The sequence below is a fragment of the Sarcina sp. DSM 11001 genome, from assembly GCF_900101015.1.
Taxonomy (GTDB): Bacteria; Bacillota; Clostridia; order Lachnospirales; family Lachnospiraceae; genus CAG-791.
This window is the reverse complement of record NZ_FNFZ01000009.1, coordinates 119,837-141,977: the sequence shown is the minus strand read 5'-3', so window position 1 is coordinate 141,977 and position 22,141 is coordinate 119,837. Positions and strand designations below refer to the sequence as shown.

At 50.3% G+C, this 22,141-nt stretch carries 18 protein-coding genes; 7 read left to right on the top strand and 11 right to left on the bottom strand.

The genetic code is table 11. From position 1 onward, the window contains the following. Positions 1–23: 23 nt before the first annotated feature. The 4 genes from BLT02_RS06580 to BLT02_RS06565 all read right to left on the bottom strand — a co-directional run bounded on the left by BLT02_RS06580 (position 24) and on the right by BLT02_RS06565 (position 5,146). Complete coding sequence (locus BLT02_RS06580) at positions 24–1,367, bottom strand: hypothetical protein (RefSeq protein ID WP_092992771.1); 1,344 nt, start codon at positions 1,365–1,367, stop codon at positions 24–26. A 240-nt stretch (positions 1,368–1,607) separates the two neighbouring features. Beyond that, entirely contained in the window at positions 1,608–2,771 is a 1,164-nt protein-coding gene (bcmE, locus tag BLT02_RS06575) for a thiamine pyridinylase (protein WP_092992768.1), read from the bottom strand. Positions 2,772–2,879: 108 nt separating this feature from the next. After that, a complete protein-coding gene (locus tag BLT02_RS06570; protein WP_175453726.1) occupies positions 2,880–3,392 on the bottom strand; it encodes an SDR family oxidoreductase in 513 nt (170 codons plus the stop codon). A gap of 425 nt (positions 3,393–3,817) precedes the next feature. Beyond that, entirely contained in the window at positions 3,818–5,146 is a 1,329-nt protein-coding gene (locus BLT02_RS06565; protein WP_092992764.1) for a cation:proton antiporter, read from the bottom strand. Positions 5,147–5,578: 432 nt separating this feature from the next. Between BLT02_RS06565 and BLT02_RS06560 the strand changes: the two genes are divergently transcribed. Beyond that, positions 5,579–6,787 carry a hypothetical protein gene (locus BLT02_RS06560; RefSeq protein WP_139187465.1) on the top strand — a complete coding sequence of 403 codons (1,209 nt, stop codon included), beginning with the start codon at positions 5,579–5,581 and terminating at the stop codon, positions 6,785–6,787. A gap of 176 nt (positions 6,788–6,963) precedes the next feature. Here BLT02_RS06560 and BLT02_RS06555 read toward each other — a convergent pair whose 3' ends face one another. Next, positions 6,964–7,980, bottom strand: coding sequence for a Gfo/Idh/MocA family oxidoreductase (locus tag BLT02_RS06555; protein ID WP_092992760.1), 1,017 nt, complete (start codon positions 7,978–7,980; stop codon positions 6,964–6,966). Positions 7,981–8,389: 409 nt separating this feature from the next. Next, the gene (locus BLT02_RS06550) at positions 8,390–9,250 is read right to left on the bottom strand and encodes a helix-turn-helix transcriptional regulator (RefSeq protein ID WP_092992758.1); all 861 of its coding nucleotides are present in this window, start codon (positions 9,248–9,250) and stop codon (positions 8,390–8,392) included. 395 nt (positions 9,251–9,645) lie between these two features. Between BLT02_RS06550 and BLT02_RS06545 the strand changes: the two genes are divergently transcribed. Then, positions 9,646–10,107, top strand: a complete 462-nt coding sequence (locus BLT02_RS06545) for an HD domain-containing protein (RefSeq protein ID WP_092992756.1) — start codon at positions 9,646–9,648, stop codon at positions 10,105–10,107. 15 nt (positions 10,108–10,122) lie between these two features. Here BLT02_RS06545 and BLT02_RS06540 read toward each other — a convergent pair whose 3' ends face one another. Continuing rightward, positions 10,123–10,713 carry a helix-turn-helix transcriptional regulator gene (locus tag BLT02_RS06540; RefSeq protein WP_207649390.1) on the bottom strand — a complete coding sequence of 197 codons (591 nt, stop codon included), beginning with the start codon at positions 10,711–10,713 and terminating at the stop codon, positions 10,123–10,125. Positions 10,714–10,830: 117 nt separating this feature from the next. Between BLT02_RS06540 and BLT02_RS06535 the strand changes: the two genes are divergently transcribed. Then, on the top strand, positions 10,831–11,577 hold the full coding sequence (locus BLT02_RS06535; RefSeq protein ID WP_092992754.1) for a metallophosphoesterase: 747 nt from the start codon (positions 10,831–10,833) through the stop codon (positions 11,575–11,577). Here BLT02_RS06535 and BLT02_RS06530 read toward each other — a convergent pair. Further along, a complete protein-coding gene (locus BLT02_RS06530; protein WP_092992752.1) occupies positions 11,569–11,805 on the bottom strand; it encodes a purine biosynthesis protein PurH in 237 nt (78 codons plus the stop codon). The genes BLT02_RS06535 and BLT02_RS06530 overlap by 9 nt on opposite strands. A 410-nt stretch (positions 11,806–12,215) precedes the next feature. On the opposite strand from BLT02_RS06530, the gene BLT02_RS06525 reads away from it, so the two are divergent. Then, complete coding sequence (locus BLT02_RS06525; RefSeq protein WP_092992750.1) at positions 12,216–13,640, top strand: uracil-xanthine permease family protein; 1,425 nt, start codon at positions 12,216–12,218, stop codon at positions 13,638–13,640. A 215-nt stretch (positions 13,641–13,855) separates the two neighbouring features. Next, positions 13,856–14,971 (top strand): Ldh family oxidoreductase, encoded by a 1,116-nt coding sequence (locus BLT02_RS06520; protein WP_092992748.1) that lies wholly within the window; start codon positions 13,856–13,858, stop codon positions 14,969–14,971. A gap of 365 nt (positions 14,972–15,336) precedes the next feature. Here BLT02_RS06520 and BLT02_RS06515 read toward each other — a convergent pair whose 3' ends face one another. Both BLT02_RS06515 and BLT02_RS06510 read right to left on the bottom strand, forming a co-directional pair. Beyond that, positions 15,337–16,818, bottom strand: coding sequence for an HD domain-containing protein (locus tag BLT02_RS06515; RefSeq protein WP_175453725.1), 1,482 nt, complete (start codon positions 16,816–16,818; stop codon positions 15,337–15,339). Positions 16,819–16,918: 100 nt separating this feature from the next. Continuing rightward, positions 16,919–18,106 (bottom strand): helix-turn-helix domain-containing protein, encoded by a 1,188-nt coding sequence (locus BLT02_RS06510; protein ID WP_092992744.1) that lies wholly within the window; start codon positions 18,104–18,106, stop codon positions 16,919–16,921. Between the two features lie 552 nt (positions 18,107–18,658). Between BLT02_RS06510 and BLT02_RS06505 the strand changes: the two genes are divergently transcribed. After that, positions 18,659–19,246: a GNAT family N-acetyltransferase gene (locus BLT02_RS06505; protein ID WP_347474913.1), complete on the top strand. Its 588-nt coding sequence runs from the start codon at positions 18,659–18,661 to the stop codon at positions 19,244–19,246. A gap of 457 nt (positions 19,247–19,703) precedes the next feature. On the opposite strand, the gene BLT02_RS06500 is transcribed toward BLT02_RS06505, so the two are convergent. Then, the gene (locus BLT02_RS06500) at positions 19,704–21,191 is read right to left on the bottom strand and encodes a hypothetical protein (protein WP_092992742.1); all 1,488 of its coding nucleotides are present in this window, start codon (positions 21,189–21,191) and stop codon (positions 19,704–19,706) included. A 605-nt stretch (positions 21,192–21,796) separates the two neighbouring features. On the opposite strand from BLT02_RS06500, the gene BLT02_RS06495 reads away from it, so the two are divergent. Continuing rightward, positions 21,797–22,075, top strand: coding sequence for a hypothetical protein (locus BLT02_RS06495; protein ID WP_139187463.1), 279 nt, complete (start codon positions 21,797–21,799; stop codon positions 22,073–22,075). The last annotated feature ends 66 nt before the right edge of the window (positions 22,076–22,141 follow it).

Sequence of the window (22,141 nt, the reverse complement as noted above, 5' to 3'; positions counted from 1 at the left end):
CGGAAGATCCTTTTTTTGATTTTTTATCTGAGTCCTCTTACCTCAAAAACCGGTGCCGTACGTTCATTTTCATGGGCCACGATGATATTTTCACCGCAGGCCATCCGCATCAGGATGCCGGCGAATTTACCGTTATAAACATACAGGCCGGGCATGTTGATGTAGGGGTGCCATTTGCCGTCTCCCCAGGCGAAGTCAATGTTGTCGGTAAGATACTGTTCGCAGTATTGCTGGCAGATATATTTTTTACCATAGAGACCTGCCGCCAGTGTCTCCCACTGATCCTGCGTATATTCGCGTCCGGCCGCATAAATGCCTTTGGATGCATAGGCGTCCATGGGTTTTAAAATGAAGTCGTTTTTGCGTCTGAGGACTTCATCGAGTGTGATGTAGTCCGGGGAAAATGCCAGGGTCAGGGGGACATGTTTTTTTACAAAAAGTCTTTCTTCTTCTGTAAGGAAGGTGGAGGTCGACGGGTGGTGCAGGGCATAAAACAGCCATTTTGTGTGGATGATCTGGGTGGCAAAAGCCCCTGCGAAGAATACGGCGTTATCGCGCACAGCGCTCAAAAAATCAGGCACCTCGTCATAGTGGTCCATGATATCCGCAGTGACAGCCCGTCTGTAGATGGCGTCGATCCGGTTTCCGTTTGCGGAGTACAGGATGCCGTCTTTATATTTGAGCGTGCGGATGTCGCAGATCTCACAGTTGATCCCTTTGTCCTGAAAACGACGGGTGAATTCCTCAAATTCCCGCAAAGTCGCATTTTCAAGGAAATCAACGAGCGCGACATTCGGGTGGCTTTTTTTCTTCGGACAGGTGTCATACAGGGCGAGGAAAGTCTGCACCCATGTATCAAACAGTTCAAAGGGGCGCAGGTCGTATTTGCGGATGACGGCCTGGTGGGCAGGATTATGGATGAGAGCCTTTCGCAGTTCGTAGTCTCTGATCATGGCAGCGGTGCCGTCGGTATTGATCTCGCAGAATTGGAATTCGCCTGTATCTTCATGATAGAACAGGTCAAAACGCGCGATCGGGAGAAATCCCTCATAGGGGGCGGGGAGAAGGATCAGGTCTTCCAGTTCTTTTGAAAAAGGAAACAGCCTGCGATAAGCCGCATTCTCCCGGTATTCCCGGATCACTTTCCCGAAAATGCGGTATCCCGTGGCCGCGATCTGCCGGAAGTGTTCGATCGTTTCTTCGTCAAATACTTTTGGAATATGCACTGTCTTATCCAGAATTCCGTTCCAGTACAAGGGGGAGTGTTCCAGAGCTTCCTTAGTTGCCAGAGCGCCCTTTCGACAGGCCTCCATATTCGAGGAGGTCTCCTCCTGATAGGCTTTAAAAACCTGCTCCTGTAATCGCATAGTAAGGATTCCTTTCTAAATCTTTTTGTTCTTTTTGTGTCTGTTTTAATTTGTTATGTTTCTGCTTTGATTTGTCATGGCTCTTCCGTACTTCTTAGTGGATCGAAATTCCTAGACAGGTTCAGTTTACCTGGACCAACTGAATATGGATCAGCTGTTTATGGATCAGCAGATTTTGAACCAGCTGATTGTGGATTGCCTGATTGTGGATTGCCTGATTATGGATCGTCTGATTCCGGATTACTTCATCAGGGGAAGCATAGCATCTTTGTTCTTTTCTGCCTCTTCCAGATAGTCGTTCCCGTCCGGCTTGATCCGGAATACGAATGCATCAGGAACCGATGCGACATTCTTGAGATCCTTATAAATCGGGTAATCTGATTTCAGTGCGTCATAAATACTGTATCTCGCCGCAAGCAGATATTGCGGATCACTGTCATTGGCAATGGCTCTGGTCAGGGCGTCTGTGCCTGTGATGATATTGAGCAGATCCAGCGCCAGTGCGCGCTTCTTGTCGCTGATCTTCGCGTTTATTGCGGCGGCATCTACATAAAACACGGGGATATTTTCATCACCTGTCATGGAGAAAAGCCGGAAGTCCATATCGGATGCGCTTTCCCCCATTTCATTCATTGCCTCCGAATACCCGATGTATGCTCGTCCCATGCCTTCCGCAAATTTCCGGGCGTAATAAAACCGGCTTTCGTCTTCAAGGTCACCTTCGGAATCTGTCAAATGCATTTTTCTCATTTTTTCCAGCGAGTCAGTTGCTATAGGGGAGAGTTCCCCTTCCTTAATGGGAGGATATTGATCCATATAGCTTTGCTTTTCATCAATCAATGCCTGTAAATACAGACCGATCTTGCTGGTGAAAGAATACTTTTCCAGCAGTAGTCCGCTGTCACCGAGAACGCTATAGAGGTCGTCAATATTCTGTACATTTTTCAGGTCTGCATCTTTTTTGCGCGTATAGAGCAGGTCTGTGCACAGGAATTGGGGTATCACGCAGAGCGTTCCGTTAACACGGCATCCCTCCACGAAGGACGGGATCAAATCATTATAATCCTGTATATCTTTTTCTGATAAAGCCAGAAGGAATCCCCTTTCCGCAAACGAGTCCAGGCTTATAGTATCGAATACAAAGACGTCCAGGCCCTCCGGGACTTCTCCGCTGTAACAATCCCAATTTTCAAAATTCAGTTCTACTTCCGGATGCTTCTCCTTCCAGCGATCCGCGATTGTTTTTTTAAATGAATCATAATCAGGGACTACTTTGTAGAGAGACACATTCATTGTCACAGGTTCCGGTGTATTTCCTGTTTTCAGGATAACAAGACATACGACCATGCAGAGAATAACTGCAAGGAAAATGTAAAGAGTGTGCTTTGGCTTTTGTACTCGCATTGTTTATAACCTTCCGTATCGTATAGTATTTAGATTGTTTAGTGTATGGGCTTATTTTCGCGCGTGCATGCCCGAGATTTTGTTTATTTCGGATTCACGTTGGGATTATTATATCTTATCCGGACGGGTAAGGGTATAGAGTGCAGCCTGACATGGATGTGGTATGATCGCCGGGAAAGGGACAGGGCAGACTGCCCGAAAAGGATACAGAGGACGGTTCTCTGTCTCTTTTTGGTGGAACCTGGCGCTTAGTGCAGTGTGTTCTCCTGTGCCGTTTCGGTGATTTTCATGGCCAGGGCCATGATGGTGAGGATGGGGGGAGGTCTTCCGGTTGTGGGCAAGGCCGGCCTTTTTTAAGGCGGGCATGGGGAGGAAGAGTGGGCGGGGCAGGGAAAGGCCCAGATTCGGCTGTGTGAAGTCACCGGCGAGCGGATGGATCCGGCTGCCGATTCGGGAGTAGAGGTCTTTTTTTTCATACCAGAAGGATTTCAGCCGGTGCGTGGCGGCTTCTTCGTCTTCGGCGCGCACCAGGACATAGATGATCTCGTCAGTACTCCGGAGGAGGGATGAGACTACTTCTGTCCCCAGAAAACCTGTTGCGCCTGTCACAAAAACTGCCATGATAGGTCCCTCATTAGTGATTGAGAGTATGGGTTTCTGAGCGATTGACTGCCTGCTCCTGAACTGTCTTAGGGGCATTCTCCGAATTTTTTCTGGACAAAAAATTGCGTTTTTATCCTGAACTGCTTATATATCCTGAATTGGTTATTGAAACTGAACGCGGAGTCTTTTACAATAGACACAAGGATCTCCTCTACATGTTTGATTTTGACTCGACACCTTAATCTTAACATAGCTGAGATCCTTTTTGTATGTTAAGAAGCTGTGGGGCAGGATATGTTCAGCAGTTTAAATCGTTTGCCTTAAGGGTTAAAGCAATATGAATGAATTGCGCGTTAAAGTAAAAAAAGAAGAGCCGAAAGGAGGATTCTCTCCTTATCGGCTCTGTCTGTGGCCATTGTAAACCGCATTTGCGGAGGCCGGTCTTAGAAAGGCCAGTTTTTAACCTGCCGTTTGTTAATTGCTTCCCTTCTGTGCGCGAATCTGTCTCTGGTCTTTTTCTCGGGGCTGACCGGTGTGATTTCGCCGGCTTTGCGCAGGGCATCGCGGGTCATCATGGGACCGAAGATCTCATAGATCATTACAGAGAAGAGGATAATGTTGCGGATCATGGATCCGCAGCTGCTGCCCAGGGCCTGGGCGGTGACGACCATTCCCAGAGCCACGCCTGCCTGGGGGAACAGGGTGATGCCCAGATAGCGCTGGACGGTGTCGCTGCAGTGTGTGGCGGCTGCGCTGAGGCGGGCGCCAAAGTATTTGCCTGCGCATCGGATGACGATGTAGACAATACCTATGAGGATCACGGACGGGTAGCGGAAGACCGATAGTTCAAGCTGGGCGCCGGACAGCACAAAAAAGACAGCATACAGGGGAGATGTCCATTTCTCCGCGCGGGACATGATATCCGGCGAGAAGAGGCTCATGTTGCAGAAGGCGGTGCCCAGCATCATGCACACCAGCAGGGAGGAAAAGGAGATCGTGACCGGGCCCAGGGAAAACCTCAGTGAGGACAGGGCGATGGTCATGGTCACGAAGGCAATGGTCATGGAGAGACGGTTGCTGTTGGAAAAGAACAGCTTTTCCAGCTCAGACATGATGATGCCCATAACTGCACCCAGAAGCAGGGAGCAGATGATCTCCACGATGGGGTTGACTACTACAGAGATGACACTCAGGGTGCCTCCTTCGACAGCCTGTGCTATACCGAAGGAAACCGCGAAAACGATTAGGCCGACGGCATCGTCCAGAGCGACGATCGGCAGGAGCAGGTCTGTGAGGGGGCCTTTTGCCTTGTACTGTCGGACGACCATCAGGGTGGCAGCCGGTGCTGTAGCAGAGGCGATCGCGCCCAGGGTAATGGCCACCGGCAGGGGCAGTACATCTTCGCCCAGCGCGAAATGGAGCAGGATCAGTGCGATATCCACAAGCAGTGTGGCGGCCAGGGCCTGAAAAATGCCGATAATGGTCGCCGTCCTTCCGGTTTCCCTGAGGTGGGACAGGCGGAATTCATTTCCGATATCGAAAGCGATGAATCCCAGAGCCACGTTGGACAGGACCGTGACTTTCTCCACAGCCTCCATGCTCGAAAAACCAAGGCCGGGGATGCCCAGCTGTCCCAGCATATAAGGCCCGACAAGAAGTCCGGCCAGCAGGAAAGACGTGACATCAGGGAAGTTGATTTTCAGGGCCTTGAAGACACGTGTCATCATCAGACCGGCGAAAAGTGTAATAGATACAGACAATAACTCTTCCAAAATAAATCGCCTCCTTAGAAGAATATATTGAAAAATAAATGGCTGCGCAGCCGGAGAAAGCAGTGGTTATGTATCCAAAGACAACTGCGGTCACGTATCCAATGAAATAGTGGAAACGAAACCAAAGCAAGCAGTGAATACGCAGTCACAAAAATCAGTAAAAACGAACCAAAAACAAACAGAGGCTGTGTAACCACACTGGACAGGAAAAGCATTCGGACTATGCGCCGGCAGCCAAACTGTCCAGATAGTAGAATAAACATATCGTAGTATAGCATATAATTCGGGAATTACCATATGCCGCTTTTTAAAAACGTCTTTGAGGCCTGTGAATCTGAATTTCGCGGAGCTGAGACTTGTGAATGTGAGGCCGGGCTTTACCCGCCGGTTCACGAAAAAACTCCTCTGACATTTTCTTTTGACAGGATCGAAATGCTTTGGGAACGGTATCCGCAATACCATGAAATGGCAGCGTTCTCGACACTTGACGCACTCCTGCAGGATCACGAGTCCTGGCAGAAGGATTTCGAGGATCTCCGGAAAGAATATGAGGAAAATCAATATGACCGCTTCCTTGTGCAGCTTTCCTGGGCGGACCTTCCATATCGGTATGCCACGAAAAAACTGATTGAGAGCTCCGGAAAACGGGTTGAGAGCTCCGGACAACCGATTGAAAGTTCCGGGCCTCCGGCAGAGAATCCTTATGTGCGGGCTTTCATGGAGCAGTTTGCGGATATCGATACGGACAGGAAGGCCTGTTTCATTTTTCCGGAAAGCTATGTGTCGCAGTTTTTTGTTATCGCGGAGGTCTGTAAGAGGGCAGAGATCTTTCACCCGATAAAAAATCTGTTCCCGGACGATGAAAAGATTCACTATCTGGCTGTTTTCGACAAAAGGAATATGGATGACGTCCTCCTCATGTATCATCTGCTGTATACGAACGGGTCCGGCGACCTGTTTGGAGGATACTCCATCTACGATTATTCTCTTCCCTGGTACCAGAGCCACCTTCAGGAGGAAGGCATCGTTCTCCGGTCCCCGTTTCTGCCGGACAGGATCGCAAAGTATCAGGGGAGTCTCCCCTTTTACCACAATCCCTCCAAAACAGTCTACGTGAGGCGGAACATTGACCATATACTGGAGGCCGGCTATTTTTCGTCGGAGCTTGATTTTTTCCTCAGCCTTACACAGATTCTTATGCCCTTTTTTCAGTGGTGGTACCAGGACCTCACCCTCTATGAGGAAAAAGACGGGTACCGCACGGACTGGCGGCTTGCCCGGACGAAGATCAGGACGCAGCTTACGGCGGACGGGATCATAAAGCCCAAGTGGAAGCATGAGCTGACGCTGTTCCATGCTGTACGGAAAAGGCATCAGGACACCCTTTATCAGTACCGACCTGACTGGCTGGGACGGCAGAGTCTCGATCTCTTCATTCCGTCCCTGCAGACGGCCATCGAATACCAGGGGATCCAGCACTACCGGCCGGTTGATTTTTTCGGAGGTGAAGAGGCACTGCTGCAGAGGCAGGAGCTTGACCGGCAGAAAAGGATTCTCTGCGAGGAAAACAATGTGCGCCTGATCGAATGGCCCTACGGTCTGGAACCCACTGACCGGAATATCCGCGAAGCTCTGAAATAAAAGACCAATAAAAAATCATTAAGGGGCCTGCCGCATCAGTTCACAGATTGTGAACCGACGATGAGACAGGCCCCTTACAAAAATCATTATTTAAATCATTATTTATTCTTTAAATCGGATCAGTTGAGGTAAACTGGATCAGTTGAGGTAAACTGGACCAGTTGAGATAAACTGGATCAGTTGAGAGTCAGCAGCTCATTCTTGAGGAAGGATTCCTTGCAGGCATAGGCGACTCTGGTAGCTTTTGTTCCGTCATAGACATTGGGCTCTGCAGCCTTGCCCTGAGCTACGTAATCGCAGAAGACTTCCATCTCGGTGATGTAGGCATCGTGCCAGCGGCTGACGAAGTCCTGATAGCACTCGTGGCATACACCGTGGTCGCTGAGTACTTCTACCAGAGAGGAGGAAGGAGTGGCGCCGATCCTGAGTGTGCCGTGGGTGCCGACGATCTCGGTCTCAACAGCGGAGCCGTGGGCGGCAGTTCTGTTGGCAAACATGAAGGCCATGACGTCATTTTCACACTGCATCAGGCAGGAGACGTTGTCACCGTCGTCCCAGTCCTTGAACTGAGGGTACTCGAAGCAGCCGCCGATCGCCCAGATCTTTTTGGGCTCGGAGCCAGTCAGCCAGCGGATCAGGTCGATGTCATGGATGGACATATCGATGAACTGGCCGCCGGAAGTGGGGGCAAAGGGCAGATAGCTGTCAAATGTGGACCTGGGATCCTGGGAGTAGCAGCGGACCAGGACTACATTGCCGATGTCGCCGTTCTCGATTTTTTTCTTTGCGATCCGATAGGACTTGTCGAAGCGGCGCATAAAGCCGAGCATGAAGACCTGATCGGGATGTGCCTTGATGATCTCCTCTGCCTGAAGGCACTTTTCAACATTTTCTGCCAGAGGCTTCTCGCAGAAAACATGCTTGCCGGCTTCCATTGCGATGCGGATCATATCCACATGGGAGGCGGTATTGGTGAAGATCGCAACTGCTTCCACTTCGGGGTCTGCGCACATGGCTGCGGGCTCAGAATAAACCTTTTCAACATTCAGCTCGTCAGCGACTTCCTTTGCGCGGGGAGCGTTGCCATCGCAGATAGCGACGAGCTCCATGCCGGGAACGCGGTTCGCGATATTGCATGCATGCTCATAACCAAGACGACCGACTCCGATAACACCCACCTTAAGCTTTTTCATGATTCTTTTCTCCTTTCGAAATCCTTTCCTGAATCCTTTTTTGAATCCTGAAAATTTACATCCCTTTGCAGATCTGTTTCGCGGTACTGTGTGCCGCACTGCTTATTTGTTCCGCAGTGCTGTGTGCTGCACTGCTTACCTGTTCCGCAGTGCTGTGTGCTGCACTGCTTTTTTCACTGTCGTCATGATAGCAGGCGAGATATCGGTTTCGCTTTAAAAATCTTGCTTTATCACATTTTGGGATATGTCGGATTTTCCATGTTTTACGGGCTTTTCAGGAGGAAAAACTGTGGCGGCTTAAGGCTATTTCTTTTGTCTGTTTTCAGAATATTGCTTTTAAAGCTCCTTTTGGAAGCCTTTGGAGTACCTTTAGAAGTACGGTTGTTTGCCATGCAGGGTATGGTTATTGTCATTTCTCCTGTCTGGACACGACATAGTGCTTTCTGAATTCTCCCGGCGGCATTCCGACATGTCTGGAGAACTGCTGGTTGAAATGGCTCTGGGCGTCATAGCCGAGGCTGTAAGCAATCTCCGAGATGGTCTGGTCAGTGTGGATCAGCAGCGTCTGAGCCTCCCCGATCCGTCTTTTCTGCAGGTAGGTCATGGGCGCATATCCGCACATGTCCTTGAAAACATGGGCCATGTAATAGGTGCTCACGTTCAGGGCGTCCGCGATCATCTGCAGAGTCAGGGGCTCACGGAAGTGTGCATCGATATACCGCTTGACCCGGGTGCCGAGGGCGGATTCTTCTTCTTCGGAGGCGATCAGGGACTGGTCCTGGTGTCCTGCAACGGCCAGAGCCATTGTCAGGAAGGAGAGCAGCAGTCCGTGACAGTATGTCGCTGCTCCGACGTACTGGCCCGACAGCAGCTGAAACATGATCTCACAGAGACTGCTCATCTGGTCAAACAGGGCATCCGCCCGGAAGACACATCCTTTGTCATCCGGGAGCAGGGCATTTTCCCGGATCCCCGGCATCCGCATTCCGCCGACCGCGACGCACCAGGTCTCCACCTCCGCGCCCTCCCGCGCGACCTCGTCGTGGACGATGCCCGGGTTGTACACCAGCAGATTCCCCTTTTCCACCGCATACTGCCTGTGATCGATCAGATAATTGCTGCTGCCTTCCGTGATCAGAACGACTTCCGTATAATCTTCGTGCGCATGCATGATCCTGGGGTGCCGGCTCGCATCCAGCCTCTGCCTGCTGACATACAAAAGCCTGGGGATATTGTCTCCTGTAAAAATGTGTTCAGCATCATGCTTCACAAAGCACTGTACCTGTAGTTTCCGGTCTGTCTTTTCTATAATTCCTTTTATTCCGATCTTTCCCGGATATCCGATTCTTCCTGGATTCTTCCCTTCCCGGGGTCTTCTCTATCCGGTTTTTCTTTATTGCTTTTTCATGTTTTTCAAGAGCAGGGAAGATGCTTTGAAAACAAGTTTGCCTATATTATAATAAAAAATATTTCGGAGTGAATGCAAAGAAAAAACAGAAAATTGTATGAAAAGATAAAGTACAGACCTGTTTCCCTCAGGTTTTACGTTGGAAAATACGCAAAAAAGTTCGAGTTCAAGGCGGCCTGTACTGTAGTAAGATAAAAATGAGGACACAATAAAGAGAGCATTAAAAAAAGAGCGTGCAAAAAGGAAGGGAAATTGTCATGAGCAGATTAAAAGAACTCAGAAAAGTGGTGGATGCGGAGATCAACCGCATGGAAAACCCGGATAAGCGCACTGGAGCGGTCAATCATCTGTACGGTGTGTCGCTGGCGGCAACGATGATCGCCAAGAAGCGCGGACTGGATCCGGAACTTGCCGCCATGGCGGCAATGCTGCATGATCTGCATGCTTATAAAAGCGGATCTTATGATGACCATGCACATCTGGGGGCGGCTCTTGCGAGGGAGATCCTCGGGCAGCTCGGGCTGACGGACGACGCAGAGACCGATATGATCTGTTCTGCTGTTTACCACCATGATGATAAGCTGGCCGTGGACAGCCCGATGGACGAGGTACTCAAAGACGCAGATGTTATTCACCACTGCATGAATGATCTTTCCAAAGCGGTGAAAAACAAGGAAAAAGCCCGTTTTGATTCTCTGTGCCGTGAGTTTGGGATGTAGATCTGTTGATCTGGTTCACTCAGTTTCTTCAGTGAACCCCTTTGTCTGGCCTGCCTGTGAACCTGTTTTTCCGGAGAGGATAGACTCAAACAGACCGGAGGCCATGGAGGACATATTGGAGGACACATCTTTTTTTCCGAGGATTACAGGGGCCAGGATCTCCAGCAGGTTCCCGTCTCCTGACAGGAGCTGCATGGCAGCTTTCTTTGTGCCGCTGTCAGCCTTGCGGTAGAGCTGAACGAGTTTTTTCTCAGTTGCGGTGAGTGTGCCGATGCCGGCGTCTTTCTTTGATGCGGAGGCAGTTTTTCCGGAAGAAGACGTTTTTCCGGAGGAAGATGTCTTTCCGGAGGAAGATGCTTTTCCAGAGGAGGAAGGCTTTTTTCCGGAAGCGCTGCCGGATCCAGCTGCGGCTTCCAGCAGGGACTTCTGGGTCACACCGAGAGCCTTTGCCATAAGCCGGATGACATCCTGGGCGGGTTCCTTTTCTCCCCTCTCGATTTTGCCGACTTCGGAAGAAGTGATTCCGGCCTGCTCTGCCAGAGCTGCCTGCGTCAGTCCCTTTGCCGTGCGTGCTTCCCTGATCATATTTCCCAGTTTCTTTGACATGAGAGTACCTCCTTTGAAACCTTCGAAACCTTATTGCGGCTTCATGTGGCTTTTAGCAGTCATATATTTTGACGGGTATTCAGTGGGTATATACGGGTATTTAGCGGGTATATAGTTATGAGTTTATATGCGATCGGCGATCTGCATCTGCATTATCAGTCTGTGCTGAAAGCACCCGGGCAGCTGTACGGCAGGGTGTGGAAAAATCATGAAGAAAAATTTCTGAAGAACTGCCGGAAGGCGGTAACTGACGAGGACACCCTGGTTCTGGCCGGGGATCACAGCTGGGGCAGAAAGCTTTCCGAGTGTGAAATGGATCTGCAGTATATCTGCGGCCTGCCGGGAAGGAAGATTCTGCTCCGCGGCAACCACGACATGTTCTGGGATGTGAAAAAAACTTCTCAGTTGAATGCCTTGTATCAGCCCCGTCTTACGTTTCTTCAGGACAGTTATGAGACCTATCAGGATTATGCTCTTGTCGGGACAAAGGGCTTTACCTTTGAGGGCCCTTTTTATCTTGACCGCCGGGGAAGGGTGATCGGCTGGGATGAAAAAGAGGAAGTACATGCGAAGAAACTGGTGGAGCGGGAACTCCAGCGGCTGCGGAGATCCTTTGAACTTGCAAAAGCGGATGGATACAGGAAATACATCATGTTCCTGCATTATCCGCCCACCAGTATCCTGGAGGAGCGGAGCGGCTTTACGGACATGGCCGAAGAATTCGGCGCTGAGCAGGTGGTCTACGCGCACAGCCATGGTGAGAGCAGGTTTGGCGACAGTATCCATGGCGAATACCGGGGAAGAGTGTATCACCTGGTATCCGGGGATTATCTGCGCTGGAAACCGCTGAAGATTTTAGAATGAGCTGAAGCCGCATCCGCTTTTATCCGGGCCTTCCGCACCGGAAATATAGCGGGCATTAAATTCCATGTGGATCTCGCGGAGTTCTTTTCTGCCGTCAATATAATCCTGATACATGCGGATCAAGCCGGGACTGCATCCGTCACAGGCACCGTCGATGTTTCCGATGGATTCGCTGACGATCTGTTCTCTTTCTTCCCGTGTCGTATCCGCGATCAGCAGGCTCTTCATGGCAGGAGCTCCTTTCTAATGACAATGATGACAATTTTCTAATGACAATGATTTTTGGTAAAAAACTAATCTGTCACAGATTTTTCTGATAAAGATTATTCCCGGCAAAGATTTCCTGTTCATTTACACTATAGCCTGTTACTCGCCCCCTCGAAGGGCGGAATCATTGCTTCGCAATGCAGTAACTTGCGTTCGCCCATGCTGAATTCGCTTCCCGAATGGGGCGAACGCTGTTCCACTCGGGTTTTTCGCGGAAAACCCGCGAAAAACGCCTCGAATTTCGAGGGGGTATATACGGTAACTATAGCCTTTTGATGACTGCCTGTAAAGCGACTTTATTCTTCCTTTCATGACTTTATTGTGATAAAGTTAATTTGGCTATTTGGATATGAGAAGGGAGGGTTACTGGTATGGCAAATGCAGAGACAAAAAGGAAGAAAAAAAACAACCTTAGTGTAATCACCTCCGAGTATGAGCTGGAAGGCCGCATACCTCTGGGACGGGCAATCATCCTGGGAATGCAGCATGTTCTTGCGATGTTCGTCGGCAACCTGACACCAATCCTTGTCGTCGGAGGTGCCTGTTCACTTGGAGATGCGGGGCTGATGGTGCCGGTCATCCAGAATGCGATGCTGGTAGCAGGGATTGTAACACTGGTGCAGATGTGGACCATCGGTCCTGTCGGGGCCAGGCTTCCCTGTGTAATGGGCACCAGTTCCGGATTCATCGGGGTCTTCAGCGGTGCGGCCGCGTCAATGGGAGGAGGCGTGATCGGATATGGGGCGATTCTGGGCGCCTGCATGATCGGCGGCCTCTTTGAGATGGTCCTCGGATTCCTGCTCAAACCTCTGCGTCGTTTTTTTCCGAGTGTTGTAACGGGTACAGTTGTCACTGCAATAGGTCTGTCTCTGATCAGTGTGGGAGTCAATTCATTCGGAGGCGGCAATAATAATAAGGATTTTGGCTCACTGACTAATCTGCTGATCGGTTTTGCGGTGTTGTTTTCCATCATCCTTCTCAGACATTTTACTAAAGGTATTCTTTCATCTGCCTCGATCCTGTTCGGTATTATCATAGGATATATCATCTGTGCGATCCTGCCTCTGTTCATGGAGACAACTTATGTATTCGAAGACCAGGTCCTGACCCATTCCTGGGTCCTTCAGTGGGACAAGGTCTCAGCGGCAGCCTGGTTCTCCCTGCCGAAACTGATGCCGGTAAAGCCTGTTTTTGATCTGAGAGTGATCATTCCCGTTATGATCATGTTTGTCGTGACGACATTAGAAACGATCGGAGACCTTTCAGGAATCACGGAGGGTGGTTTCGGACGTGAGGCTACGGACAGGGAGCTTTCGGGCGGAGTCATCTGTGACGGGATCGGGTCGACCTTTGCCGCGTTTTTCGGAGTTCTTCCAAACACGTCCTTCAGTCAGAATGTCGGACTTGTAGGAATGACAAAAATAGTCAACCTGTTTGCCCTGTCGATGGGAGCGATTTTCCTCGTGCTTTGCGGTTTCTGCCCCAAGCTTGCCGCACTCATCCAGCTGATGCCCCAGTCTGTGCTCGGCGGGGCGGCAGTCATGATGTTCGCATCCATCGTGGTGAGCGGTATCCAGCTGATCACGAAAGACGGCATTGGCAACCGCGAGGTGACGATCGTGGCTGTTTCGCTCGGACTCGGCTATGGACTGGGTTCAACGCCCAATGTTCTGGCTATGCTGCCTTCATGGGTCGGCTATGTCTTCGGCGGATCCGGAATCGTTCCCGCAGGCTTGTGCGCGATTTTCCTTAACATTATCCTGGAGAAGGATCCGGAGAGGGCTTCTGAACAGTAGAATTGTGAACAGCAGGATTCTGAACAGCAGAATTGTGAACAGCAGAATTTTGAACAGTAGAATTGTGAATAGTAGAATTCATAAAATGGTTTTTGAAAAAGGATTTTCGTAATAATCCTGAAAAGAATTCCGGCAGGCCGGTTTTTTGATATATTGAACGTAACAGCTAAGAACAGAACATGTGCAACAGCAGCGTGTACAGCAGGAGGAATAAAATGACAGAGAACAGGCCTTATGTTCCGTGGAAACTGATGAATGATTTTATGATCGATGTCTTCAAGGCGTACGGAGTGCCGGAGAAGGACGCCGCGGTCTGCGCGGATGTGCTTCTGGAATCGGACCGCCGGGGTATTGAGAGCCATGGATGCAACCGGTTTAAACCGATCTATATTGACAGGATCGTCAGGGGGACGCTTCTTCCCGTCACTGAGGTTGAGATCCTCAGGGAGACTCCCACGACTGTTGTCATGGACGCGCACAACGGGATGGGAATGGTGGCCAGCCATCAGATGATGGAAATGCTGATCCGGAAGGCAAAGACATGCGGTATGGCAGGCGGGGCGATCCGCAACTCCACCCACTACGGCATAGCGGGATACTGGGCGGGAATGGCCTCCAAAGAGGGACTGCTCGGGATCACGGGAACAAACGCCCGGCCTTCGATCGCACCGACCTTTGGCGTGGAGAACATGATGGGGACGAATCCGCTTACGTTCAGTTTCCCGACGGACGAGGAGTTTCCTTTCTGCCTGGACTGCGCGACGTCCATTGTCCAGCGTGGCAAAATCGAGTATTACGCCAGGATGGGCAAGCCGACCCCGGCCGGGATGGTGGTCGCGCGGGACGGGTCACAGATGACGGACTCGGAGGAGATCCTGCAGGCGCTGGTGGACGGCGCGGCTGCTCTGGCACCTCTGGGCGGAGGACCCGGTGATGAGATGTGCGGCTATAAGGGCTATGGCTACGCCGCGGTCGTGGAGATCCTCTCCGCGGCGCTTGCGGGCGGGAGCTTTATGAAGTCCCTCACCGGTGTCAGCGGTGACGGGAGCCCTCAGATGTACCACCTTGGCCATTTCTTCTTTGTCGTCGACCCCGAGGCATTTATGGGTCTTGAAACCTTCAAAAAGACAGCCGGAGACATCTGCCGCGCGCTGCGCGCTTCCCAGAAGGCACCCGGATATAACCGCATTTATACCGCCGGTGAAAAGGAGTACCTCACCTGGCTCGACCGGAAAGAGAAGGGTGTCCCGGTCGGAGAGGCTGTCCAGAAGGAACTGATTGAGCTTCGGGACAGGCTGGACCTGCCCTATCAGTTCCCGTTTGAAAAGTAATGGTTTGAAAAGCAGCGGCCTGAAAAGGGAGGCCTGAAAAGGGAGGCCTGAAAAGAGATGGCCTGAAAAGAGATGGCCTGAAAAGAGATGCTCTGAAAGGAGACAAGGGATGGTTCACCGTCTACTCCTGTCTTTCGGCGGGAGGAGGCGGAGAATCATCCCTTGTCTCCTTTTCACGGATTTCCTAAGCCTGCGCGATTCCTCTTGTGCAATCTCTAAGCCTGCGCGATCCCTCCTGTGCGATTCCTGGACCTGCGCGATTCTTCTTATGCGATCCCTGGACCTGCGCGATCCCTCCTGTGCAGTCTCTGAACCCGGCAGTAAGCGGCCGGCCCGGGGCCGGGCAGGGAAATGGTCAGAAAGGGTCATACGGAGGGGGCATCGTTTCCTGAGCCATAAAGGCGGTAAAAATAGCGGACGAGGTGGTGGGTGGCGCGGCTTGTCCGGACGTAATTGAACCAGGAGAAGGTGGGCTTCACATTTTCATCCTGTATGATGAAGACTGTATCGCCTTCACTCAGTCTGGTATAGGCCGGGAGGAAGGTCTTGTCATCGTTTAGGTGTGCATGTTTGAAGTGGAGTCCCAGGTCGGAGTGGATATGGAAGGCGAAGTCCAGGACGGTCGAATCCTTGTCGATGATCATGGCTGTGCCGTCCGCGCGGAAGACTTTGATCTTGGGACGGTAGGTGTCACGGGGTTCGATTTCATTGACAATGCCGGAGAAGAAGGCACTGTCGTCGATGATGTCTCCGTGCAGGTATCGGTTATAATCATCCTGTGTGCGGATGAAGAGACGGTAAAGATTGTCCATCTCGTCGGCGAGCAGGAAGTATGTGGAGTCCTCGTGGGTCGTCTTTTTATAATCGACGATGTAGAAGCCGCATTTGCTGAGGGCCAGTTCAAAGTATTTAAAGAACAGGTCGTGGGGACGGATCGGGGTCCCCTCTTCTTCAAGGTCGTTGGAGACGATGAGGAAGAGGTCATAGAAAGCGAAGTTGTCTTTCCGGAAGATGCGCTCCAGCTCATTGGAATTGCGCATTTCTCTGGTGATCTGGCGGTAAAGGCTGACCATGGAGCGGTCCTGCTGGCGGAACTCGATGATATTTCTGCGGTAAGGTTCGAGCATCTTGTCAGGGCTTTTTCGCTTGTGGTCAAAGATCTTTTCAAAGGCCAGGAGAGATTTGCCGGTTGCCAGGCGGTTCTCTGCGCAGATCCGGTCCCGGATCTTCTCCATGAGCCCGACAAGTCCGGGATGTTCGATGCGGAAACAGAGGTCTTCGAGGATATCTACATAGTAGTAGGCCTTTGCGCGCTCCGCCATGGGGATCAGGATCTCCTGGGTGTGCTTGGCCTTGGGCATGCGTTTTTCTTCTTTTACACCGGAGATCGTGGACAGATTGTCGATCCTGTCCGCAATTTTGACGTACAGGGCTTTGACTGTCATATTTTCCTGAAGCTTGACGTCGGAGAGGGAGTCGCGCTTTTTTTTGGAAGGTTTGTTCTCACCGAAGTCCCGGTCGCTCAGGGCTGTGACGGCGTCCACGGTCTTTGCCACTGTGTCCCCGAACAGCCTGCGGATCTCGGACACCGGTACGTCGCAGTCCTCCACGACATCGTGCAGGAGCGCGGACATGAGGTAGTCACTCTCAAATCCCTGCTCAGCCAGGATTCTCGCCACGCGCATCGGATGAAAGATGTAGGGCTCCCCGGACCCGCGCTTGACGCCCTCATGCTTTTCGCAGGCGTACTGGTAGGCGCGTTTGATCCCTTCGCGGTCACTGTCCCTGTGACGGGCAGTATACAGGTTCATGATCTCATTGTAAGTGACATCCAGTTTGTAGGGCATGCTGTCACCTCCATTCATTTACTGTGCAGGCTGTTTACTGTGCAGGTCATTTTACGACACGAGCCATTTTACAGTGCAGGTCGTTTATAGTGCAGACTATTTACTGTGCGGGGGATGGTTCGGTCTGAGTTCCGGCATCGGCACGCGGGTCGTCATCAGTGCGCGGACCGGCGTCAGTATGAGGATTGTCATCGGACCCCCTGGCTGAAGCCATATGCGGATCTGCGGCAGAAGACTTGATACAGTGGTACCAGGCATCGTCATCTTCTTCAGAGATTTTGGCGTAGCGGAAGGCGTTCCTCTCGAGATTTTTGCGGACCGCGCGTTCGAGGGTGGAGCGTATGACTGCTTTTTTCTGTTCGGGGGAGAAGGAGAGCCGGACCTCATCGTTGTTTACGTACAGCATGCGGAGGACACGGAGCATTTCCTCGACCTCGTCTTCGACGGTGATGGTCGGGAAGTTGAGAAGAAGGGCGTGCTGGATCTCCTCCGGGGACATGGTGATCGGATGGCGGGAAATGCCGAAGAACTGTACGACAGGCATGCGCTCGCGCCCCTTGGAGATAGAATTGATCGTTGCGATCCCGCCGGAATAGTCGGTTTTGTTATTATCTACACGGTGGAGGATGGCCAGAGCGCGGTCTGTACACTCATGCCTCATATTGAGGAATACATGCTCCTGGGAGATTTCGAAGCTCCCGTAGTAAGCTCTGTTAGAACAGTCCTTTTCGATCCTGCTGAGGATCTCTTTGGAGGAAGAGTACTCCTTGAGCGACTGGATGAGAGCATCCGCTTCTTCAAGCCCGGTAAATCCCAGGACTGCGGCGCAGTTATAGCGGGGACCCGTGAAGATGGAGGGATCCTCGTAGATGTACAGAATGCCGAACAGCAGGGACATGGCGGGGGTCAGCGTATCTCTTCCTTTGAATTTTGAAGTGTCGAGATAATAGGTGTAATACAGACCGCAGTATTTGCGGCAGGTATTCTGCAGGGAATCATTGAGAGATTCTTCTACGGGAGTACAGGAGGTGATCAGGGTGCTGATGTCCGAGGTCATGAATGTGTTGAGGTCTACGCCGTAATGCTTGCGGAGCTCGACCAGGAAAGTCGCCTGCGGTACACGTTTGCCGTTACAGTAGTCTGTCATAGTGGCGGCGGCGACCCCGAGCTGCTCAGCCAGATGCTTTTGCGTGATCCCGTTCTCCCTGATCAGTTTTCTGAGGTTGGATCCGATAATGGAAGCGACTTCCTGAACGGATTCTGTGGACATGGGCATTTTCGTTGACATGGCGTACCTCCTTTCTCCCCGGGGAACGGGCCAAGACAGATTTTGTCTGAAAAATTAATCCTTTTTGAGATATTTGAAGAATTATAACATAAAACTGCCTGAGAATCGCATTGAATTATCGAATTTGAAGAAAATTTTCGAATATTCGAATAATTGAATACGATAATAAAAAGCATAAAAAGAAAATCAAGCAGGTTCGAACTTTCTGAATCATCGAATGCGTGAAAATTACAGTTAAAAAACCACTATTACATTTCTATATTTTGAATTTGATGATCATTTAAAAAACCAGAGGAACTTCGATGTGCTCTGCTTCCGCATAAGGAATTCCGAGTGGAGAACGGGGAAAAAACTGATGCAGTGCGGGGGCTTCTCTGCTATGATAGAACATGTAGCGATTTTATAGTGATGTTCTATATGATCGACGGGGATACATCAGTGCAGAATGAACGGAGTGTACATTTTTCGGTCATTTACTGACCGGCAGCGAATGTACAGAGCAGGCTTTGTGTTTAATTTAACGGGAAGGCGAAAAAGGAGGAGCATGGCAATATGTATATGTACATAAAGAAGGCGGAAAAGAAGGATCTGGATGTACTCGCCAATGCTGCAGCGACCTGTTTTCCGGCTGCCGAAGCAGCGTCAAAGGAGAGGATCGAGGGCAGGCTGTCAGTATATCCGGATTATTTCTGGATCGGAAGGGACGAATTCCATGAGCTGGTCTGTTATGCCGCAGGCCCGGTCACAAAAGAGGGAACCCTGACAGATAATATGTATGCGGATCCGTCTGTCCATGATCCGAACGGAGACTGGCAGATGATCTTCAGCCTGTGCACAATGCCGGAATACCGTCACAAGGGAATGGCCGCCCTGCTGCTGCAGCGAGTGATCAGCCAGGCGGAGGAAGCGGGCAGGAAAGGCGTGGTTCTGGCCTGTAAAGAGCACATGATCCCTTATTATGAAAGGTTCGGGTTTGTGAATGAAGGCTTGTCGGAATCAAAACATGGCGGAGCGACATGGTACCAGATGCGCCTTACTTTTGACGAGGACTATTATCTGGCCCGTATGTTCCAGGTTTCCGATAACCCGGACGACAATATTCAGGCGATTGAAAATGCAGTCTGGAATCTTCTCTGCTGAGTCCGGATGGACTGAAACAAAAAAACCGAAACCAGAACAGACCGGGAAACAAATAAACCGGAAACCAGATAAACCGAAACCAGAACGGACCGGGAAACAAAACAGATTGGGAAATCAATAAACCGGAAAACAGAACAGATTGGAAGACAAGCCGGGCGTACCGGACAGGATAGTATACACACATTTTTTTCCAGGAACATCTACCGAAAGGAGGTCCCGGTACAGCCCGCGCTTGTTTACAGGATGAATCAGCCGGCTGAATGCCGCTGATTGAATTTTATTATATATTCACGGATAAGACAGGTGAATGGATAAAAATTGATAGAATATGACAGGACATGACAAAAGTTGCATGAAATAATGAAAAAGCGGACGGCAATTCAGGAAAAGAGAATGCTGCCCGCTTTCTTTATGTTTTTATATGCTTTTGTTCATCTGATCAGTCCGAAAGAGCCGGTCACAGGTCGATCATCCTGTTGATCATGGACGCGTAATTGTCATAGAATGCCTGCAGCTCCTTGTATCCGTACCTGGAACAGGCGGGGGTCTTCCTTAGATTGTCAAAAAACTCCGTCATCTTGCTGATCATTAAGTTGTCACGGACGGAGTAAAAGAAGGGCCCGTAGTCACAGCGGTACCGGTTCGGGTTCTTGAGGAAAGCTTTCTGACGGTTGTTGAAGACAGAAAGGTAGGCAAGCTGGTTTTTCTCGGGGAATTTTTCATCGTCAATCAGGTAAAAGACGATGTTGGGATTTTTGCGGGCAACCTCCAGGACATTCTGAAGATGCAGCTTTCTTTCCTCCGGTGTCAGACGGTGGACGATATCGGTAAAAATGATCTCGCCGGTCTCAATGTATCTTAAGATGGCAGTCTTGAGAACAAAGAAGTCTATGCTCCCGTGTTCAAAAATCTCCTCCCATATGACCTGAAGGCGTCTGACCAGGAGGGCGATGTGTTCGTTTTTATATTTTTTTCTGGCTGTGTCCTCGACGGACTGCCAGCATTCTTTCGGAAGAAGATATTCAAATCCGCAGGCGAGGAGAATCTGGAAATTATTTCTGGAGTAGAAATCCGTCCTGTAGCCCTTGCGGTGAAAATCGATGGCGTCGCTGACCTGGAGCAGGACCCTTGAGTGATTGAAAAGTGACGCCAGCTTGTGATACATATGGCGGACCATTTCCGGTGAAGAGGTGCGGAAGATGGACATGGCGCGCCCGTCGCTGTCCAGTGAACAGATGGCTGCCAGATGGTCCTGCACGAGGATCACATTGGCCTTGGAAAGCTTTTCATCGCTGTAGAGGTCAAAGGATACCTTGTTATGGATGCTCAGGAACATGTAAAGCTTCTGGAGAAGGGCGCCGGAGTCCGCATACAGCCTGGACTCATTGACTGCGATCTTTACATGAAACTCCCTGTCTTCAGGGAAGGTGATATGAGGGAGCGTTTTTCCCAGGAACAGGCACAGGTCAAGCGTGCAGAGGATCTCGAGAGGCTTGTCTGATGCTGAAGCGGCCTTATACAGGCATTCGGGCATATCCTCGCGGAAAAACCGCCGGACTTCATCAGTGTGGATCAGCGCTTTTATGGTCTGGTCGGTTATAGTGGTGTTCTCTTTGGAAGAATTATCGCGGCTGTCTTTTCTGGCAGAACTCGCATAGGCGTCCTGGAGCATGTTCCTGATAACGGATTCCAGAGTATCTCTGGTCGCGTTGGTGCTGAAGCACAGATTGAACTCATCCAGATCGCAGTGCAGGGCAATGTCGTCGGACAAGAGCTGTGCGAGCGTACTGTTGATCTTGGGACTCGCCTTTGCGCTGGGGAGATACCCTTTATTACACCATTTGCTGATATATGAAACATCGTATCCGACTGCTTCCGCAACCAGATACATTTTCACACTGGAAAAGTCAATTAACTGCTTTAACGTTTTCCCATATTCTGCCATATTACTCCTCCCTGAAAAGACATACTTTCCTGTGGACCGGTTCTGCTGGCGGTGTGCCTTTCCACGAACCTGCATGACTATCCAAAAAAGAAGCTGCGGATGTCTGCATCCCTACTGAATTGTTGGTTGAAAAATGCGATGAGAATAAAAGGAAAGATTTAAAGAGCAAATCTTGAAAAATGTACGCTCTGGTGGATAAAATATATAGAGGGTATATATAAGTCATCCAAAACATCCTTGATGCATGCTTCAACTTATATAATATAAATATTTATTCAAAATATGCAAGGGATGTTTTGATGATTCAGATTGCTTTCATGAAATTTTGTTGAATATCAAATTGACTAAACATGAATCAACGGAATTCACGCTCATTCCTTTGTGTTCACGCGGCCACAATTCTAAAATTTTATCTAAAAAAGGCAGACAATATGTAGTTTTTTTGTGACTGATGCCTAATGCAGCAGATCCGTCCCCCTGGATCCGGCTGTCATTTTGCATTTTATTTTTTGTCGGACTTTTCCGTCATTATGTCGCATTACACAAACTACGCAAATCCAGGCACATTAAGCAAAGGAGGAGCAGATGTCCTAAAAAAGTCCAAAGTGAAAGTGGCAACTGAAACTGCAGAGGAAGCGGCGCTGCCTGTCAGGAACTATGACAAATTGCTACACATCGTCAAAGGAAATGGCACAGCTGTATGCGCCTGTTTCGTTGCGAGTAACATTCCGCAAGCTCTGGAGACCGGAGCAGAGGAACGTTTTACGAAGACCGGCAGTCCCCGGGAACCATCAGGAGCGCTTTGTCACAGGCTGCCCCGGATCGTTTTTGATGACGGCCGGATTGTCTCAGAATTCCTGTCCATCCGAAAAAGGGCGGACTGACAGGAATCAAAATCCGCTCCCCCCTGTCCGGCCGCTCCGCGGCGGAACAGCAGGAGCTGTAGAAGG

Excerpts from the sequence above, each read along its gene's own strand:
- BLT02_RS06580 (WP_092992771.1), bottom strand. The coding sequence starts at position 1,367 with ATGCGATTACAGGAGCAGGTTTTTAAAGCCTATCAGGAGGAGACCTCC.
- bcmE (WP_092992768.1), bottom strand. The coding sequence starts at position 2,771 with ATGCGAGTACAAAAGCCAAAGCACACTCTTTACATTTTCCTTGCAGTT.
- BLT02_RS06570 (WP_175453726.1), bottom strand. The coding sequence starts at position 3,392 with ATGGCAGTTTTTGTGACAGGCGCAACAGGTTTTCTGGGGACAGAAGTA.
- BLT02_RS06560 (WP_139187465.1), top strand. The coding sequence starts at position 5,579 with ATGCTTTGGGAACGGTATCCGCAATACCATGAAATGGCAGCGTTCTCG.
- BLT02_RS06555 (WP_092992760.1), bottom strand. The coding sequence starts at position 7,980 with ATGAAAAAGCTTAAGGTGGGTGTTATCGGAGTCGGTCGTCTTGGTTAT.
- BLT02_RS06545 (WP_092992756.1), top strand. The coding sequence starts at position 9,646 with ATGAGCAGATTAAAAGAACTCAGAAAAGTGGTGGATGCGGAGATCAAC.
- BLT02_RS06540 (WP_207649390.1), bottom strand. The coding sequence starts at position 10,713 with ATGTCAAAGAAACTGGGAAATATGATCAGGGAAGCACGCACGGCAAAG.
- BLT02_RS06535 (WP_092992754.1), top strand. The coding sequence starts at position 10,831 with ATGAGTTTATATGCGATCGGCGATCTGCATCTGCATTATCAGTCTGTG.
- BLT02_RS06530 (WP_092992752.1), bottom strand. The coding sequence starts at position 11,805 with ATGAAGAGCCTGCTGATCGCGGATACGACACGGGAAGAAAGAGAACAG.
- BLT02_RS06525 (WP_092992750.1), top strand. The coding sequence starts at position 12,216 with ATGGCAAATGCAGAGACAAAAAGGAAGAAAAAAAACAACCTTAGTGTA.
- BLT02_RS06520 (WP_092992748.1), top strand. The coding sequence starts at position 13,856 with ATGACAGAGAACAGGCCTTATGTTCCGTGGAAACTGATGAATGATTTT.
- BLT02_RS06515 (WP_175453725.1), bottom strand. The coding sequence starts at position 16,818 with ATGCCCTACAAACTGGATGTCACTTACAATGAGATCATGAACCTGTAT.
- BLT02_RS06510 (WP_092992744.1), bottom strand. The coding sequence starts at position 18,106 with ATGTCAACGAAAATGCCCATGTCCACAGAATCCGTTCAGGAAGTCGCT.
- BLT02_RS06505 (WP_347474913.1), top strand. The coding sequence starts at position 18,659 with ATGTATATGTACATAAAGAAGGCGGAAAAGAAGGATCTGGATGTACTC.
- BLT02_RS06500 (WP_092992742.1), bottom strand. The coding sequence starts at position 21,191 with ATGGCAGAATATGGGAAAACGTTAAAGCAGTTAATTGACTTTTCCAGT.